Annotated in this window: 18 protein-coding genes; 4 read left to right on the top strand and 14 right to left on the bottom strand. The window is 26.1% G+C overall.

What is annotated here, in order from left to right; genetic code table 11:
* Nucleotides 1-159 precede the first annotated feature (159 nt).
* The 4 genes from mltG to ACKU4C_RS07990 all read left to right on the top strand — a co-directional run bounded on the left by mltG (nt 160) and on the right by ACKU4C_RS07990 (nt 5,103).
* Nucleotides 160-1,251: an endolytic transglycosylase MltG gene (gene mltG / locus ACKU4C_RS07975; protein ID WP_321311196.1), complete on the top strand. Its 1,092-nt coding sequence runs from the start codon at nt 160-162 to the stop codon at nt 1,249-1,251.
* Between the two features lie 121 nt (nt 1,252-1,372).
* Nucleotides 1,373-3,565 carry an NADP-dependent isocitrate dehydrogenase gene (locus ACKU4C_RS07980; protein WP_321311198.1) on the top strand — a complete coding sequence of 731 codons (2,193 nt, stop codon included), beginning with the start codon at nt 1,373-1,375 and terminating at the stop codon, nt 3,563-3,565.
* Between the two features lie 130 nt (nt 3,566-3,695).
* Entirely contained in the window at nt 3,696-4,637 is a 942-nt protein-coding gene (gene mdh, locus ACKU4C_RS07985) for a malate dehydrogenase (RefSeq protein ID WP_321311199.1), read from the top strand.
* Between the two features lie 85 nt (nt 4,638-4,722).
* Nucleotides 4,723-5,103, top strand: coding sequence for an STAS/SEC14 domain-containing protein (locus ACKU4C_RS07990; protein ID WP_321311201.1), 381 nt, complete (start codon nt 4,723-4,725; stop codon nt 5,101-5,103).
* A gap of 21 nt (nt 5,104-5,124) precedes the next feature.
* Here the strand turns inward: ACKU4C_RS07990 and ACKU4C_RS07995 are convergent, their stop codons facing one another.
* From ACKU4C_RS07995 to ACKU4C_RS08060, 14 genes are all read right to left on the bottom strand, one after another.
* Nucleotides 5,125-5,703 carry a superoxide dismutase gene (locus ACKU4C_RS07995; RefSeq protein ID WP_321311203.1) on the bottom strand — a complete coding sequence of 193 codons (579 nt, stop codon included), beginning with the start codon at nt 5,701-5,703 and terminating at the stop codon, nt 5,125-5,127.
* 108 nt (nt 5,704-5,811) lie between these two features.
* Nucleotides 5,812-6,384, bottom strand: coding sequence for an ankyrin repeat domain-containing protein (locus tag ACKU4C_RS08000; protein ID WP_321311205.1), 573 nt, complete (start codon nt 6,382-6,384; stop codon nt 5,812-5,814).
* 117 nt (nt 6,385-6,501) lie between these two features.
* Nucleotides 6,502-7,095, bottom strand: coding sequence for a hypothetical protein (locus ACKU4C_RS08005; RefSeq protein ID WP_321311207.1), 594 nt, complete (start codon nt 7,093-7,095; stop codon nt 6,502-6,504).
* A gap of 97 nt (nt 7,096-7,192) precedes the next feature.
* Entirely contained in the window at nt 7,193-8,356 is a 1,164-nt protein-coding gene (locus tag ACKU4C_RS08010) for an FAD-dependent oxidoreductase (protein WP_321311209.1), read from the bottom strand.
* 98 nt (nt 8,357-8,454) lie between these two features.
* Complete coding sequence (locus ACKU4C_RS08015) at nt 8,455-8,910, bottom strand: hypothetical protein (RefSeq protein WP_321311211.1); 456 nt, start codon at nt 8,908-8,910, stop codon at nt 8,455-8,457.
* Nucleotides 8,911-8,942: 32 nt separating this feature from the next.
* Nucleotides 8,943-10,529 (bottom strand): dipeptide ABC transporter ATP-binding protein, encoded by a 1,587-nt coding sequence (locus ACKU4C_RS08020; protein ID WP_321311213.1) that lies wholly within the window; start codon nt 10,527-10,529, stop codon nt 8,943-8,945.
* Between the two features lie 2 nt (nt 10,530-10,531).
* Nucleotides 10,532-10,744, bottom strand: a complete 213-nt coding sequence (locus ACKU4C_RS08025) for a hypothetical protein (protein WP_321311214.1) — start codon at nt 10,742-10,744, stop codon at nt 10,532-10,534.
* A gap of 361 nt (nt 10,745-11,105) precedes the next feature.
* Nucleotides 11,106-12,236, bottom strand: a complete 1,131-nt coding sequence (locus ACKU4C_RS08030; protein ID WP_321311216.1) for a hypothetical protein — start codon at nt 12,234-12,236, stop codon at nt 11,106-11,108.
* 706 nt (nt 12,237-12,942) lie between these two features.
* Nucleotides 12,943-14,073 (bottom strand): ankyrin repeat domain-containing protein, encoded by a 1,131-nt coding sequence (locus tag ACKU4C_RS08035; RefSeq protein WP_321311218.1) that lies wholly within the window; start codon nt 14,071-14,073, stop codon nt 12,943-12,945.
* 249 nt (nt 14,074-14,322) lie between these two features.
* Complete coding sequence (locus tag ACKU4C_RS08040; RefSeq protein ID WP_321311220.1) at nt 14,323-14,655, bottom strand: hypothetical protein; 333 nt, start codon at nt 14,653-14,655, stop codon at nt 14,323-14,325.
* A 78-nt stretch (nt 14,656-14,733) separates the two neighbouring features.
* A complete protein-coding gene (locus ACKU4C_RS08045; RefSeq protein ID WP_321311222.1) occupies nt 14,734-15,849 on the bottom strand; it encodes a hypothetical protein in 1,116 nt (371 codons plus the stop codon).
* 2 nt (nt 15,850-15,851) lie between these two features.
* Nucleotides 15,852-16,055 carry a hypothetical protein gene (locus ACKU4C_RS08050; protein WP_321311224.1) on the bottom strand — a complete coding sequence of 68 codons (204 nt, stop codon included), beginning with the start codon at nt 16,053-16,055 and terminating at the stop codon, nt 15,852-15,854.
* Nucleotides 16,056-16,121: 66 nt separating this feature from the next.
* Nucleotides 16,122-17,141, bottom strand: a complete 1,020-nt coding sequence (locus ACKU4C_RS08055; RefSeq protein ID WP_321311226.1) for an ABC transporter permease — start codon at nt 17,139-17,141, stop codon at nt 16,122-16,124.
* A 1-nt stretch (nt 17,142) separates the two neighbouring features.
* Nucleotides 17,143-18,237 carry a microcin C ABC transporter permease YejB gene (locus tag ACKU4C_RS08060; RefSeq protein WP_321311227.1) on the bottom strand — a complete coding sequence of 365 codons (1,095 nt, stop codon included), beginning with the start codon at nt 18,235-18,237 and terminating at the stop codon, nt 17,143-17,145.
* Nucleotides 18,238-18,246 lie beyond the last annotated feature (9 nt).

Here is an 18,246-nt window from a genome sequence, read left to right on the forward strand (position 1 = left end):
AATGAGCTTCTATCACTGTTTTTTTGTAAATTTATTTTTACATTTTGAGTCTCTAAAATGAGTTTTTTATCCAATTTTAAATAGAATTTCGAAACTGAAAAGTTTCCTAATGTAAATGAATCAATTTTAATACCAGAAAAGAGTGAAAATCCTAATAGAATGAAAAAAATTAAAAAAAATAAACTTATAACTTTAACAGTTTTTAACATAATCGAATTATTCCTTATTGCAACGATTGCAGTACTTTTTTATTTAAATATTCCAGTAAGTTCAACAAAAGTAATATATATCCCTAAGGGTAGTACTAATAGTATTATAACTCATTTAAATAAAAATGGTTATGAAACTAATACACTAGATAAACTTGTTGTACGAAGTTTTGGCTACCCTCAAAATGGTTGGATAGATTTAAAAACTCAATATATGACTAAAGGGGATTTTCTTTATAAAATTACAAAATCTAAAGCAGCTCTAAAAACAATCACTTTAATCCCAGGTGAAACTTCTTATATATTTTTAGAACAATTAGCCAAAAAATTTAATTTATCATTAAAAAAACTTCAAAAAATCTATTATGAACATGCATATAAAGAAGACGGAAACATTTTAGCAGAAACATATTCATTACCTTATGGAATGAAAGAGGATCATCTTTTGTTTTATTTATTTTCCCATACAAATAAACAATATGAAGAATTTTCAAGAAAAATATTTGGATATTATGATAAAAAGAAATGGTACTTTTATCTAACCATTGCCTCAATAATCCAAAAAGAAGCAGCAAATGAAGATGAGATGCCTTTAGTCTCTAGCGTTATATATAATAGATTAAGAAAGGGCATGGCGTTGCAAATGGATGGAACTCTAAACTATGGAAAATACTCCCATGTAAGAGTAACTGCAAGAAGAATTAAAGAGGATACCACTTCATACAATACTTATAAAAACAAAGGTTTACCAACAAGCCCTATTTGTGCTGTAAGTTTAAATGCAATAAAAGCAGCTATTTTCCCGGTAAAAAGTGATTATCTATATTTTGTAAAAGACAATAAAACAGGACTTCACAAATTTTCTAACTCATATGCTAAACATGTAAACAATATAAATGCAAATAGAGGTGTTAAGAAAAGTTACACTAAAGTTAAAGAAAAAGTGACAAAAATAGATAAACAAGCAAAAAAGATTATGAATACGGATGTTTCTAAGCAAAAACCTAGCTCAATTAAAGATTTATGGAATAATGTACAATAATTTAATGTGAAATATTGAAACAGTAATCTTTTTGTAACTAATTATTATAAAAAATTCAATAAGCATAAACTCAAATACTGCTATTATATCACTATTCAAAATTTAATACTTAGGAACAGACATGTCAAAAATCATTTATACAAAAGTTGATGAAGCACCAGCATTAGCAACATATTCTTTTCTACCTATCATTAGAGCATTTACAAAAAGCTCTGGTATTGAAATGGTAACAAAAGATATCTCACTTGCAGGAAGAATTTTAGCAAACTTCCCAGAGAATCTAAAAGAAGATCAAAAAATTGGTGATGCATTAGCAGAACTTGGAGAGATGACACAAGATCCAAATTGTAACATTGTTAAGTTACCAAATATTTCAGCTTCAATTCCACAATTAAAAGCTGCAATTGCTGAATTACAATCAAAAGGTTTTAATGTACCAAATTATGATGAATCAGAAGAGATTAGTGCTAGATATGCAAAAATCTTAGGATCTGCTGTTAACCCAGTTTTAAGAGAAGGAAACTCAGATAGAAGAGCTCCAGGAGCAGTTAAAAACTATGCTAAGAAAAATCCACATAGAATGGGAGCTTGGGTTAAAGATTCAAAAACTGAAGTTGCACATATGGATGCAGATGATTTCTATGGTTCAGAAGTTTCTACAACTTTAGTAGCAGAAGATGACTTCCAAATTAAATTTGTATCTTCTAATGGTGAAGAAAAAGTGTTAAAAGAATCTTTACCTTTAGAAGCTGGTGAAGTTATTGATGCAACGAAAATGTCTGCAAAAGCTTTACAAGAGTTTTATCAAAAATCAATTGATGAAGCTAAACAAAAAGATGTATTATTATCATTACACCTTAAAGCTACTATGATGAAAGTATCAGATCCAATTATGTTTGGATTTGCCGTAAAAGTATTCTTCAAAGAATTAATTGAAAAACATGGTGCGTTATTTGATGAATTAGATGTAAACTTCAACAATGGTCTAGGTGATTTATACTCTAAATTAGATTCTATAGATACAGACAAAAAAGCAGAAATTGAAGCAGATATTGCTGCAATTTATGAAAAACAACCAAGACTTGCAATGGTAAATTCTGCTAAAGGGATTACAAACTTACATGTACCATCTGATGTTATTATTGATGCATCTATGCCAGCTATGATTAAAGGTGGTGGTAAAATGTGGAATGCGGAAGATAAAGAAGAAGATACTTTAGCGATGATTCCAGATAGATGTTATGCTACTACTTACCAAGCTGTTATTGAAGATTGTAAAGAAAATGGTGCATTAGATCCAACAACTATGGGTACTGTTCCAAATGTTGGTTTAATGGCTAAAAAAGCCGAAGAGTATGGTTCTCATGATAAAACTTTCCAAGCAGAAACTGATGGTAAATTTGTTGTTACAAACAAAGCAGGAGAAACTGTATTTACTTTAGACGCTGATAAAGGTGATATTTTTAGAATGTGCCAAGCAAAAGATGCTCCTATTAAAGACTGGGTTAAACTAGCAGTTACAAGAGCTAGACTTTCTGATACACCAGCAATCTTCTGGTTAGATGAAAATAGAGCACACGATGCTGAACTTATTAAAAAAGTTAACACATATTTAAAAGATCATGATACAACAGGATTAGATATCTCAATTATGACGCCATTAGATGCAACTAAAAAATCTTTAGAAAGAATGAGAAAAGGATTAGATACTATCTCTGTAACTGGTAATGTATTAAGAGATTATAACACTGACCTTTTCCCAATTTTAGAGCTTGGAACTTCAGCTAAAATGCTTTCAATTGTTCCATTAATGCAAGGTGGAGGATTATTTGAAACTGGTGCAGGAGGATCTGCTCCTAAACATGTACAACAATTTATTGAAGAATCGTATTTAAGATGGGATTCATTAGGTGAATTTATGGCATTAGCAGCTTCATTTGAACACTTAGCAAATACTCAAAATAACACTAAAGCACAAGTTTTAGCTACAACTTTAGATAAAGCTACTGGAACATTCTTAGAAAATGACAAATCTCCAGCTAGAAAATTAGGTTCTATTGATAATAGAGGTTCACATTTTTATTTAGCAATGTATTGGGCACAAGAATTAGCGGCACAAAATGATGATGCTGATTTAAAAGCTGAATTTGAACCAATTGCAAATGCAATGGCTGAGAATGAAGATAAAATTGTTAATGAATTAGTGGCAAATCATGGTAACCCTTCTGATATCGGTGGTTATTATTTACCAGATGAATCAAAAGCAACTGCAGCTATGAGACCATCAGCAACATTAAATTCAATTATTGCATAATTGATAAATAAAAATTTAAAAAGGTAAGGGTAACACCTTACCTTTTTTTTTATAAAAAATATACAATTATTTTAATTTTACTAAATTTTTTTTGATATAATTAAAATATATTAAAAATAAAGGCTATATTTTGATTAATAAAAAAGTAGGAATTATAGGTGTAGGAAATGTGGGTTCCACACTTGCTTATACATTAGCTCACAAAGGCATATGTTCTTCTATAGTATTAAAAGATATTAGAGAAAACATTGTTGAAGCTATGGCTTTAGATATTTCACAATCTGCAAATGCAGCAAAATCACATACAGTTGTACATCCAGCAAAATCTGGAGAAGACTTAAAAGATTGTGATGTTGTTGTGATAACTGCTGGCATTCCAAGAAAGCCTGGAATGAGTAGAGATGATTTACTTTTAACAAATGCAAAAATTATGAAAAGTGTAATCGAAGATATAAAAAACTATGCACCAAATGCAATTGTAATTATTGTTTCAAATCCATTAGATGCTATGGTTTATACTGCAATTAAAACTTCAGGATTTAAAAAAGAGCAAATTGTTGGGATGGCAGGAATCTTAGATAGTGCAAGAATGAGTCACTTTATATTGGAGAAAGTAGGTTTTGGTGCAGGACAAATAGAATCATCAGTTATGGGTGGACATGGTGATGATATGGTTCCCCTTCCTAAACATTCAACTGTTGCAGGAGTTGCAATAACTGAAATTTTAGAGGAAGAAGAGATAAATGAGATTGTTGAAAAAACTAAAAACGGTGGTCTACAAATAGTAAAACTTCTTGAAACAGGTTCTGCATATTATGCACCAGCTCATGCAACTTCACTTATGGTTGAAGCTATTTTAGATAACAAAAAGAAAATATACCCTTGTGCAGTGATGTTAGATGGAGAGTATGGATATGAAAACATTGTTGCTGGAGTTCCTGTGATGTTAGGAAATAAAGGTGTAGAAAAAATTATGGAACTAAAACTTGATGAAAATCAAACAAAACAATTTGCTAATTCAATAGATTCAGTAAAATCATTAGTTGATGTTTTAGAAGAAAGGTTTTTCTAAAATAACTATTTATCACTTTTAAATTATTCTCCTTAAGTTATATAGTATTAAAATAAAAATATAAAATATACTTAAGGAGATTATCATGAAACTTAAAAAACATGGATTATCTATTGGAATAGAAAGAATTGAAGATAAATTTTATCTTACTTTAAAAGCCATAGGTACATTAACTCACGAAGATTATGAAACAATAATTCCTATAATTAACTCTACGCTTAATGGTGTAAAAGAACCTAAAATAAAAGCTTTAATAGACTGTAGCCAATTAGAAGGCTGGGAATTACAAGCAGCATGGGATGATTTAAAATTAGGTTTACAACATGGTAATGAATTTGAAAAAATCGCTATTTTGAAAAGTAAAGAATGGATTAAAATAGGTGCAAAAATTAGTTCTTGGTTTATGTCAGGAGAGATAAAAAGTTTTGAGGATGAAAACGAAGCTTATTCTTGGTTAAATGAATAAAAAGAGGAAAACCTCTTTTTATTATTTAGCTAAATTTTTAGCTACAAAATCCCAGTTTACAAGATTCCAAAAGTTTTCTAAATATTTTGGTCTTGCATTTCTAGTATCAATATAATATGCATGTTCCCACACATCACATGTAAGTAATGGAGTTAAACCTTCAGTTATAGGAGTAGCAGCATTAGCAGTTGCTACAATTTCTAATTTACCTGTAATATCTTTAACTAACCAAGCCCAACCTGAACCAAAATGGTTTACTGCTGTATTTGTAAAATCTTCTTTAAATTTTTCTACAGAACCAAATGCTTCAGTTAATGCAGTTTCAACTTCTTGTGGAATTATTGAACCCCCAGGAGTTAATCCATGCCAGAAGAAATCGTGGTTAAAAACTTGTGCAGAATTATTAAATATACCACCCTCTGAATTTTTTATAATATCTTCTAAAGAAGAATCTTCATATTTTGTACCCTCAATTAATCCATTCAATTTTGTTACATATGTTTGATGATGTTTTCCATAGTGGAATTCTAAAGTCTCTTTCGACATATATGGTTCTAAAGCATCCATCTCATAAGGTAGTTTCATTAATTCATGTTTCATATTTAATCCTTTCGTAAATTCAAATTACAAAATAATCTTACTCCTTTTTCTTTAATGAAAAATAAGAGATATATGTTAATTTTTTATTTAAGACAAATTTTGTCCTATTTAAATTTTTATCCCATATTCTTTTGATAATGAGTAAGCACTATTCCCAAATACATCTTGTTTGTACTTATCTGCTTTATTTTTTGAAAAAAATTCTATTAAGTTTTTATGTTTATATAACACTGCATAAAGAAAAGGATTTGCTTCAAGATGATCACACAAATTTATATCAATTGATCTTTTTTTAATTAAAGATTTTACAAAATCAAGTCTTCCTTTATACACACTGTAGTGCAAGGCATGAAGTTTATCTTTAAAAAAAACATTTAGACTTATTCCTTTTGTTAATAAAAGATTAAAAGCAGTAATATTTCCTGAATAAATTGCCCAAAAAAGACCATTTTTTGTACTTTTGTCTCGTTGGTTTACATCTGCACCTAATTCTATAATATTTTTTAATCTTTTGTTCTCTTTTGATACAATGGCTTGAAACATTGCAGACCAACCATTATTTGTTTGGTAATTTATATTTGCACCATTTAATAATAAGTATTCAAATTTTGCATCATCATCAATACTATAAATTAATAGTTTAGATAAATCTTCTTTTAGTCTAATATCATTTTTACTCATCTTAAATCCTTAAAAAAATAATTATAACAAAGTACTCTTAAAGATATTTGATAATTGCTATCGATATAATAATTTTGTGTATATTTTTTAATCAAAGTAACAGTAGAATTTAAAATTCTACTGTTTTTGTAAAAGTTCGTATAATGGTTTTAAAGTATTTTTTATCTCTTCTTTGTTCATTGTACCATCTAAAGCACCCTCTTTGACAGTTCCTTCATATATTTTAGAGATAGTACCAACTTCAGTTAAAATATATGCAAAGAATTTTGTCTTTGAATTGTCTGTAACTTTTAAAGCATTAACCATACTTCCATCCATATCAAATATCATTGGAATATTTGTACCCTCATTTAACTCCTCAAGTTTTCCTGGAATAAACATCTTTTTTACAAACCAAGGAGCTGCAGAAATATTCGCAACCATTATATAAGGAGTTTCTATTTTATATAATTTTGGTAAATCTTTTACCACTGCTAATGAGTCATGATTTCCTACTATGATTAAATATTTTTTATTTTTTTCAAATAATGATTCTTTTTTTATTTCGTTATCTTTTCCTACTAATTCAAATTTTGCAGGTAAAGAATCATATTTAATAATATTTAATACATTATCATTTGCTACCACTTGTTTAGGCTTCTCAGCTGTAAAATAAACTAATAAACCAAATCCAACTAGACCTAAAAAAACTATTTTTAATAAGTTTGCCATAATTATCCTCTATTTAAATTTGAATCTATTCTATCTTATAAAAGTTAACTTTTTATTAATAAAAACTTTAATATAAATAAATAATAAAAACTATATATTATTTAGTTATTTTAGATTTTTTCACCCACCTTTTAAACATTCTATGGACTTTTATTTCTGCTTTAATTTCACTATTATTTATAATATTTTCAACTAAGTTTTTTGCTAAGTAAGGAGATAAAACATAACCTCTTCCCCCTACTCCATTTAATACATATAAATTATCAAAGTTTATTAACATTTCATCTTTTACATGGGATCCATTTACCAAATGTGGATATTTTTCAATTGTAGTTTTTGAATCTATTAACTGTCCAATCATAGGAAAATAATCTAAACTAGAAGCTCTAGGTCCAATTTTTATATCACAAACTTCCACATCTTCTAATACTTTTATATCATTTGCAAGAGAAATTAATTTTTCACAATCCTCTTTGGCTCTTTGTTTACTATAAGAACTCTCATTTTTAAAAGAATTAAGGCAATGATTACAGATTTTTAAATCTTCATCTATTCTATGGTGTGTTGCTCCAATGGAAGTTAAGTTTATATTTTTTTCATCTATATAAGTTGAATGGGATAAAGAACACTCTTTATGATAATTTTTTGTAGTTTTAGTTGAAGTATAAATATCTATTTTTTGTCCCCAAACAGCTCTTATGTTAAAATAGTCTTCATCAATCAATGAAATATCTGCACCTGTAGTTAAGATTAGATTTTTTGCTTTAAATTCATTGTTTACTATCCAAGAATCATCTTTTTTTTCAATATTTGTTACTTCATATTTAAAAAGCTTTTCAACATCTTTTGCCAAAACTTTACAAATATTGTAAGAGTTTACTTGTGAACCTATATCAAAATAATATCCACCCTCCATTTGCTCATACTCAAAATCCATATAAGGTTTATAAGATTGGAACTTATCTTCATCTTCTTGATTTTTAGGAATTCTAACAACTCCACAATTAGTAATATCTTTGGGTGTATTTTCTAAATAAAACTTTGTAGAAAATTTAATTGCCTCAGTTACTAAATCTTTAAACTTATTTGGCTTACCTAAAAGTGGAGAGAGAAAAGCACCAGCAGCACCACTAGCACCTTGAGCTAAATCACAGTTTCTATCAATAAGTAATATAGAATCACTGTATTTAGACAAAAAATAGGCTGTACTACACCCAGCAATACCAGCTCCAACTATAATATATTCATACTCTTTTAACATCTTTATCCAATCTATTTAATTAATTGGATATTTTATCGTAAAGTGTTTTCTATTATTATGAAAATAACAGAAAACATCCTTATAGTTTTTGTTTTTCTTTATACATCTTTTATATCTAAAATATGATTTCCTAATATATAATAATAAAATATTATATACAGAAGCTCTATAAAACCTAAACTTTCTTCTAATATATCATCAGAAAAAAAAGCAATTAAAATAAATCCAATAAAAATAGAAAATAAAATAAAATAAATAGAAGTTCTAATAAGAACAACCAAACCTATTGTAAAAAATTTATTTGCAAAATTATTTCCATTTTCCATTCCATTCTTTTTATAAATATATATAGTCCCTAAAATACTTAATATAAGTACTAAAGCAGTATAAAAATACTCATATATTGAACCCTCTTCAACTCCTGTATATCTTAATATCTCAATTGAGAATGTAGTAATTATTACATATACCAAAATATATGGAAAAACAAATCTATCATTAAAGCCATTATCTCTTATATCATTTTTCAATGAATTAATATTCCAAAAATACATTTTAAATCCTTAAAGTTTTTTATTTATAATTTTTAAGATGCCTCTATAAGCTCTTTTGTATATTTATGTTTAGGGCTTGAAAAAATTTCATTTGTATAATTGTTTTCAACTATAATCCCCTCTTTCATAACTGCAACCCTATTTGAAATAGCTTGTATAACTTCTAAATCATGGGATATAAAAATATATGTTAAATTATATTTTTTTTGTATCTGTTTTAAAAGTTTTAATAAAGCAAATTGAATTTGTCTATCTAAAGCTGATGTTGGTTCATCAAGTATTAATAACTTTGGTTTAAGTATTAAAGCTCTTGCTATTGCTATTCTTTGCCTCTGCCCTCCACTAAATTCATGGGGATATCTATATATTGAATCTTTTGGTAATCCTACAACTTCAAGTATTTTTTCCACTTCATTTTTTTTCTCTTCTTTTGTAAGATTTGTATGGATATCTAAACCTTCACTTACTATTGAAAAGATACTCATTCTTGGATTTAAACTATTAAAAGGGTCTTGAAATACAATTTGCATATTTATTCTAAGCTTTTGTAAGGATTTTTTATCAAGATTAGTTAAATCATTTCCTAAAAAACTAATTTTTCCTTCTGAATTAACAAGTTTTAGAATTGCTTGGGAAAGTGTGGACTTACCACTTCCACTTTCTCCAATAATACCTAAACACTCCCCTTCAAATATATTAAAACTCACATTATTTACCGCTATAAAGTTATCAACTACTCTTTTAAATATCCCTTTTGTAATTGGAAATTTTACATTCAGATTTTTTATATCTAAAATTGTTTTTTTATCTTTATATTCAAAGCTATTTGGAGTGATATCATTTTTTAATAAAAGCTTTGTATATTGATTTTGAGGATTTTCAAATAATTCTTCTGTAGTATTTTGTTCAACTATTTTCCCTTGATTTATTACATAAATATAATCTGAATACTCTTTAACAACTGCTAAATCATGAGTTATCAAAAGTATAGACATTTTATACTCTTTTTGAAGTTTTTTTAGTAGCTGTAAAATCTGATATTGTATAGTTAAATCCAAAGCCGTGGTTGGTTCATCAGCTATTAAAAGCTTTGGATTGTTTGCAATAGCCATTGCTATCATAACTCTTTGCCTTTGTCCTCCACTTAACTCATGGGGATAAGATTTCGATATTTTTTCTAAGTTTCCATATTTTTGTAATTCAACTTTTTCTAATAACTCATATACTTTTTCTTTTAATTCTTTTTTAGAAATTGGATTATGTATTGTGATTATCTCTGCAATTTGAACAAAAACTGTATGTAAAGGGTTTAATGCACTCATTGGTTCTTGAAATATCATTGAGATTTGATTTCCTCTAAGACTTAGAAGCTCTTTTTTTGAATATTCTAAAATATTTTTATCTTCAAAATAAATATTTCCATTTATTTTAAAATTTGATTCTTTAGGAAGTAGTTGTAAAATTGAGTATGCAGTCATTGATTTACCACTACCACTCTCACCAACCAATGCTACAGTTTGAGCTTGATTTATCTGTAATTGCATCCCTTGTACAATAGTCTTTTCCTCTTTTGATTTTATAAATATATCTAGGTTTTTTATATCTAATATTTTGCTCATATTTAATCTCTCTTGTTATCATCAAATTTTTTTTCTAATAATTCTATTCTTTTTTCAAGCTCATCTATTTTTGAGTATTCTTTATTTCTAGCAATTGAGTCCAACCATCGGTTGATAGCTTTAGCTATTTTTTCAGACCTTTCTTTATTTATCCAAAAAAACCAAATAAACAATACTAAAAACAATAAGCCTATCATACTAAAAAATTCATCCATTTTTTATCTCCTATCTAAATATATAAATTAGCACATCATCTTCTTATAAGTCATATCATCTAAAAGTAATTTGATTTGAAATATCCATAAACTAAATTAAACAATAATACATAAAAAATAAGCCAAATAAAATTTATATATTTTTTATATTTTTTTTCAAATAAGTATGATTTATTATTTATCTTTTCAAATAATGTTCTTGGATTCTTTTTATATTTAAACTTTGAAAAATATTTCATAGTAACTACACATATAAACCCTGTAAAGATAATTAATTTATATTCTAATTCTATGTCATTACCCAAATAAAATAAAACAATAAATATTATCGTATAGATAAACACATAAAAAAGGTAAGCAATCAATTTATCTCTTTAAAATTATTTTTATATTTTTCTAAAATTTTGATTATATTTTCTTTCTCTTTAACTATTTTTTCTGCATATGAAAATGAATTATTACCTTTATAATCCTGTATATAAGGATTTGCACCTTTTTTTAAAAGTAATTCTATAGTTTCATAATCTCCCTTAAAAATATTGGCTTGTAGAGGGGTCATTCCCAAGTCTAAAAAATCAGAATTTGCATTTACATTTAAATTTAATTCTAAAATACTTTTAATATTTTTTTTAGATACTTGATCACTTTGTGCTATTTTATGTAATAAATTTGTACCTTCATAAGAATAATCGATATTAGAATCATTTTTTAAAATTTCTGATATTTCATCTGAATTAAGTTTTGTAAACAAATATTCAAAACTATTTTCATCTTTAGTTATTTTTGTACTCATATCTATATTTTCTATAATTTGTTTTTTAAATTTTTCATTTATAAACACTGCTTGAATATATTTAGAAGGATTATTTCTTACGCTCATACCATTTTCTGAAAGGATATCTAAAACTTTATTCCTAACATCTGCATTTTTATTAGCTAGCGCATAATTAAGAATATCCATTTTACCATTAAATCCATTCATTAAAACATCTATATCTGAAGTTACATTGATATTTGCACCTAATTTAATTAATTCATCAATTAAATACACATTTTCAATATTTTTTAGATTTTTTACTAATAGTTGTAAATATGTCTCTCCCCTCTCATTTGTTCTATTTATATCATATCCTAATTTTATAAGCTCTCTTATTTTGTCTATGTCAACATTACCTTTTAATGCTGATCCAAAAAGTATATTATTTTTTTCATATTCACTTTTAATATTTTCTTTTTTTAAAATATTTTTAAATTTTTCCCAATTATTTTTATCAAAACTAGTTGACTCAAAACCATATTTTTCTAAATCTTCTGCTATATAATTGGGAATAATACTTATAATTTCATTTTTAATTTCCCCATTATAAGTATTTGTTTGTATAGATTCTTTTTCTATCACATTTTTGTCATTATTTTTACTATAATTTAAACCGATATAGTACATAAGAATCATTCCAATAATTGAAATAACTAATAATATTTTTTCTCTCATATTTAATGCCCTTTAATTTTTTTCTGTACAAATATAAAATGCTCCTGAAGGATCACTTTTTATAATTGCATCTATCATCACTGGAGTATAATCTTCTGCATAAGCTTTATCATTAAAAGAAAAAGTATTAAAGTTTTTTTAATATTTTTATTATTCCAATATCTATATCTGTAAGAAAAATTTTCCATATTTTTAATTTATAATAATGAATATCAATATTATATATCCAGTAAAATAAATTATTCCTTAATATTATAATGAATTTAAATATTTATTATAAAACTACTTCTGTGCAATTTTTGGATCCATCGCATCTCTAAAAGCTTCCCCTATAAACACAAGTAATGTTAAAAGCAAAGACAACACTACAAATGCTGTAATTCGAAGCCTAAGATTCTAATCACTTAAAAAACTTATAAGTGAAAAAATATAACTAGGTAAAGGAAAAGCTAATATAAATATTATTTTTCTTTTCATAATATAAAGATACAATTTTTCAAGATAATATATAATCTTTAAGTTCTTATAATCTTTAGACTCAAAAATATAAAAAAATATAGTTCCTAGTATTAATAATATAAAAAAGTTGAATTGATACAAATTTTCTATATAAGAATCTAAAATTGACTTAAAAGTAAAAGACCAACAAACAAGTATAAATAAAATTAAAAATGATCTTACTAAACTAGCTAAACTATTTTTATTTTTATTTTCCATATTTATCCAACATTTTTTTTACTTCAATCTTTTCTTCATCGCTTTTGTAAAATTTTGAACGTTCCAAATAATCATAAACATTTTTACCTAACCAATCTATTTTTGAAGTATCTGCACCATTTTCAAGATAAAGCTTGATTTTTTTTATATTTGCTCTAAATACAGCATACATAATTGGAGTTTGTTGTGATTTTTCACTTGCAACTGCATTTATATCAACTCCTGCATTAATAATTCTTTGAAGGTTTTCTATAGTAATATTTTGATTCATTGTTGCAGAATGTAAAGCATTATACCCTTTAGAATCATTTTCTAAATCTAAATTATTATCCAACATATATTCAATAACATCATTGCTTGTATTATTTTTTAATAATTGTTCAAAATAACTTCTACCTTCACTTACTTGGGGATTAATTCCTATAGTTTGTAAATGTTCATATAAATACTCTTTATTATAATCATAAGTTAATTCATTCAAGTGTTTTTTCTTAAATTCTAAACCTTGTTCTTTCAAATAAGAGACAAGTTCAGTATTCCATTTTCCAGATCTTAATGCATTTGTTAATACATCAGGACTCTTGTTATAATAGTTTGTAAATATATCTGCTCCATTATTTATAAGTTCTTTTATTAGATTTAAATTATTAGAATCTTTAGAAGCATATATCAAAGGAGTATTCCCATACTTATCTTTTACATTTACATCATAGCCTAAATCAAGGAGTTTCTTAGTCATTGTCATAGAACCACTTTTTACTGCAATATGTAATAAATTTAAGCCATTAACATCTTCATCTAAAAGAGTATTTAAATTGTCTTTTTTTAGTTGTAAAAGAAAATTATTCCAATCTTCTTCACTAAGATTTTCTGAATCAATACCATAACTTTTAATAGTATTTTTGATAAAAATTGGTAAATTAACTTTATTATTGTCAACTATTTTAATAGCTAAATCTTTTTCTTCATTAGAAATAGATTTTTCTAGAATCTTATTTTCTTGTACAAGGTTTCTATTCTCATCTTTGACTATTATCTCTGGCTTAAAAAAGACCTTTCCAGATAATAAGCCAAAGAAAAATAAAGAAATGCCAATTAAGCCAAATAAACTTTGTTTCATTTTAAACAAAACCTTTGACTTTTAAAAATTTTACATTTGTAAACTATATCATTCATGATTTTATTTAAGTACATTTATTACTGCAAAAATTGCATTAAATACACTTAATACTCCAATAAAAACAATCAATGGTGATTCTTTTTGTTTATCTTTATTTTCCATCATATTCCTTTAATAAATTTAATATATTGTTTTTCATTTTTATCCTTTTAAAATATTCATAACTAAAATACAAACAAAATCGTTGTATTAATAATTTGATAAAAAATAGATACAACCTATAGGTATAACTAATAATATAATAAAAGATAAAACTTTATATTTTATGTGAGTTATTTTAAAAGCTTCACTTAAATAAAAAATAATAAATGATTTTTTATACTTTTCTTCTATTAAATAAATAGAAAAACTTGTTATTAATGCTGTAGCAGGAAAATAATAAAAAAGATAAAAGTCACTTCCTCTTTCATAACCAAAGAGATTTAAAATTATTAAATCAATATAAATAATTATAAAAAATACCATATTTACAGCTTGCCTAAAATCATTAAGATTATTTTTTTCTTTATATTGTGTACTCATTATTTTTCCTTTTTATATTTTGCTAAAAAACTTTGCATTTTATTTTTTTGTTTATCTTTATTCTCCATTTTTTATCCTTTATTTATATTTATTAAGTATTTCAATTATTTTATTTTTTTTATCTTCATCTTTTACTCTATCTAGATACTCATAAACTCCATTGCCTTTTTTATTAACAACATTCATATCAGCACCATTTTTAAGTAAGGTATCTATTTTATTTATATCAACAACATTTGCAAATGCCATTGCCCTTAGTAATGGAGTATTACCTGTTCCGTTATAAAAAACCTCATTTACATTTTCACCCATATCAATAATTTTTTGAATATTTTCATTAGATATATTATTATTCGTTACTAAGGCATGTAAAGAGTTAAAACCATCTTTTTTTTCGAATTTAACACCATTATTCAAAAACTTACTTATTGTTTTATTGTCATGATTTTGTAATAACATATCTTCAAAAAGACTAATATAACTATTTTCTTTTACTTGTGTATTAACATCTATATTTTCTATTAACTCATGTAAATATTCTTTATTTTCTATGCTATTTGCTACATCAAAAAACTTTACATTATCCAACTGTATTCCATATTGTTTTAAAATATTTATAGAAGCTTTTTTTGTATATTTATTACTATTTTTTAAAGCATAAAGTAAACAATTTTCATCAGGTATTGCTCCCATTTTTATAAATTCTTTAATAACAAGAATATTATTACTTTTAAAAGCCAACATTAAAGGGCTTTCTCCTTTAGAATTTTTTTGATTTATATCAAAACCCTCTTCAAGCATTTTTTTAATGTCGTTAAAATTATAAAAACCCGTTGCAATTACATGAAAAGGTGTATTTCTAAAAAAATTTTTATTAATTTCTTCTTTTAAATACTTTTTTGAATATAAATACAAAAACTTTTCCCAATCTTTTTGTGTGAAATCATTAGTAGTTATATGAAATTTTTCTATATCATTTTTTATAAAAGTAGGAAGCTCAATGCTTTTTACAATCTCTTTTTCCATTAAATAAGTATTTTTAGAATCTTCATTTTTTTTATTTTCAATCTTATTCATTGAAATATTTTCAATAGCTTTTTCTGTATCTTTAAAATAAATCTTATCAAAAAAAAATCCCATAAAAAAAGAGATGCAAATAGATAAAATAAAAAATAGTTTTATATTACTAAACATGATTAATTTCCCTTTTTTACTTCAATTTTATCACCACTATAATTGTATATAATTATAAATTTCAAAAACCATCTTCTACTCTCAACAAAATCAACAATTTCATACTCTAGTCTTACAAATAATTGTTTTAAATCAACATTTATCCCTAGAATTGGTGGGAAAGGAATTTTCTTTTCATCTAATTCCTTTATAATAATGAATATCAATATTATATATTTAAGAAAATAAATTGTTCCTTAACTTTATAATAGATTTAGATATTTATTATAAAACTACTTCTGTGCAATTTTTGGATCCATCGCATCTCTAAAAGCTTCCCCTATAAACACAAGTAAAGTTAAAAGCAAGGATAAAACCACAAATGCTGTAATTCCAAGCCATGGTGCGTGCATATTTGCTTTTCCTTGGGCTAATAGTTCTCCTAAACTTGGACTTCCTGCAGGTAATCCAAAACCTAAAAAATCTAAAGAAGTCAAGGTAGTGATACTTCCACTTAAGATAAAAGGCATAAAAGTTACTGTTGCAACTAAAGCATTTGGCAAAATATGTTTAAACATGATATTTTTATCACTTTGTCCTAAAGCACGTGCTGCCTTTACATATTCAAAATTTCTTGACCTTAGAAATTCTGCTCTTACTACTCCTACTAGAGAAGTCCATGAGAATAGTAATAAAAGCCCCAATAGCCACCAAAAAGTGGGTTGGATATAGTTTGCTAAAATAATTAGCAAATAAAGAGTTGGCAAACCTCCCCAAATCTCTATGAATCTTTGCCCAAGAAGATCTATTTTACCACCATAATACCCTTGAACAGCTCCAACAAATACTCCAATTATAGATGAAAATATTGTTAATGCTAGTCCAAATAAAACTGAAATTCTAAAGCCATACATTATTCTTGCAAATACATCTCTTCCTTGGTCATCTGTTCCTAAGATATTTTCACTACTTGGTGCACTAGGAAAAGCTTCTTTGGAGTCTGTTTTTATAGTATCAAATGAGTATCTAACCAAAGGCCAAACTATATATCCATTTTCATTGATTAGTTCTTGTACATACTCATCTTTATAATCAGCTTCACTTTCAAAATCCCCACCAAAAGTTCTTTCAGAATAGCTATTAAATATAGGTGCATAAATAGAGTTTTTATATACAACAACCAAAGGCTTATCATTTGCAATAAATTCTGAAAATAGCGTAATTACAAATAAAAATAGAAATATCCATAAAGAGTAATATCCTCTTTTATTCTCTTTAAACACATTAATTCTTTTTTCGATAACTGTTTGCATCTTAAACCTTATCAAAATTTATTCTTGGGTCAACCCAAGTATAAACTAAATCAGAAATTAATGAGATGAAAAGTCCCATTAGAGTAAAGATATATAATGTTGCAAACATTATTGGATAATCCCTATATAAAGTAGCTTCAAAACCTAAAAGCCCTATTCCATCCAAAGAAAATATCACTTCTATTAAAAGTGAACCTGTAAAAAACATACTGATAAAAGCAGCAGGAAAACCTGAAATTATAATCAACATAGCATTTCTAAAAACATGATTATATAAAACTTTGTTTTCTTCCAAACCTTTTGCTTTTGCTGTTATTACATATTGTTTTGATATCTCATCTAAAAAAGAGTTTTTAGTCAACATTGTAAGAGTTGCAAATCCACCAATAACTAAAGCTGTTAAAGGAAGGGTTAAATGCCAAAAATAATCTATTATTTGTTTATACCAAGGTAAGGTATCAAAATTATCACTTACTAGCCCTCGTAGTGGAAACCAATCAAAATAGTTTCCACCTGCAAAAAGTATTACAAGTAAAATGGCAAATAAAAACCCTGGAATCGCAGTAGCTACAACAACTATTGTGGAAGAATATATATCAAATTTACTTCCATGTTTTAGTGCTTTTTTTATACCTAAAGGTATTGAGATAAGATATATGATTAAAGTGGACCAAATACCAAGAGAGATTGATACGGGCAGTTTTTCTTTAATCAACTCAAATACTGTTGCATTTCTAAAAAAACTATCACCAAAATCAAAAGTAATATAGTTTTTTAACATTAGAAAATATCTTTCAAGTATTGGTTTATCAAAACCATATAATTTTTCTATATCTTTTATCAGTTCTGGGTCAAGACCATTTGAGCCTTTGTATGAAGATGAAGTCTCTTGTTCTATACTTGAGGAACTCATTAAGTCTGTTTGGTCACTTCCTGTGATTCTTTCTAAAGTGCCATCACTTTCACCATTTAATTGTAAAATCATTTTTTCAACAGGTCCTCCTGGACTTGTTTGTACAATAAAAAAGTTAATAGTCATAATCCCTAGAAGTGTTGGGATTATAAGAAGAAGTCTTCTTATTATATAGCTTGGCATTTTTTTATC

This window comes from Halarcobacter sp., assembly GCF_963676935.1.
Lineage (GTDB): Bacteria > Campylobacterota > Campylobacteria > Campylobacterales > Arcobacteraceae > Halarcobacter.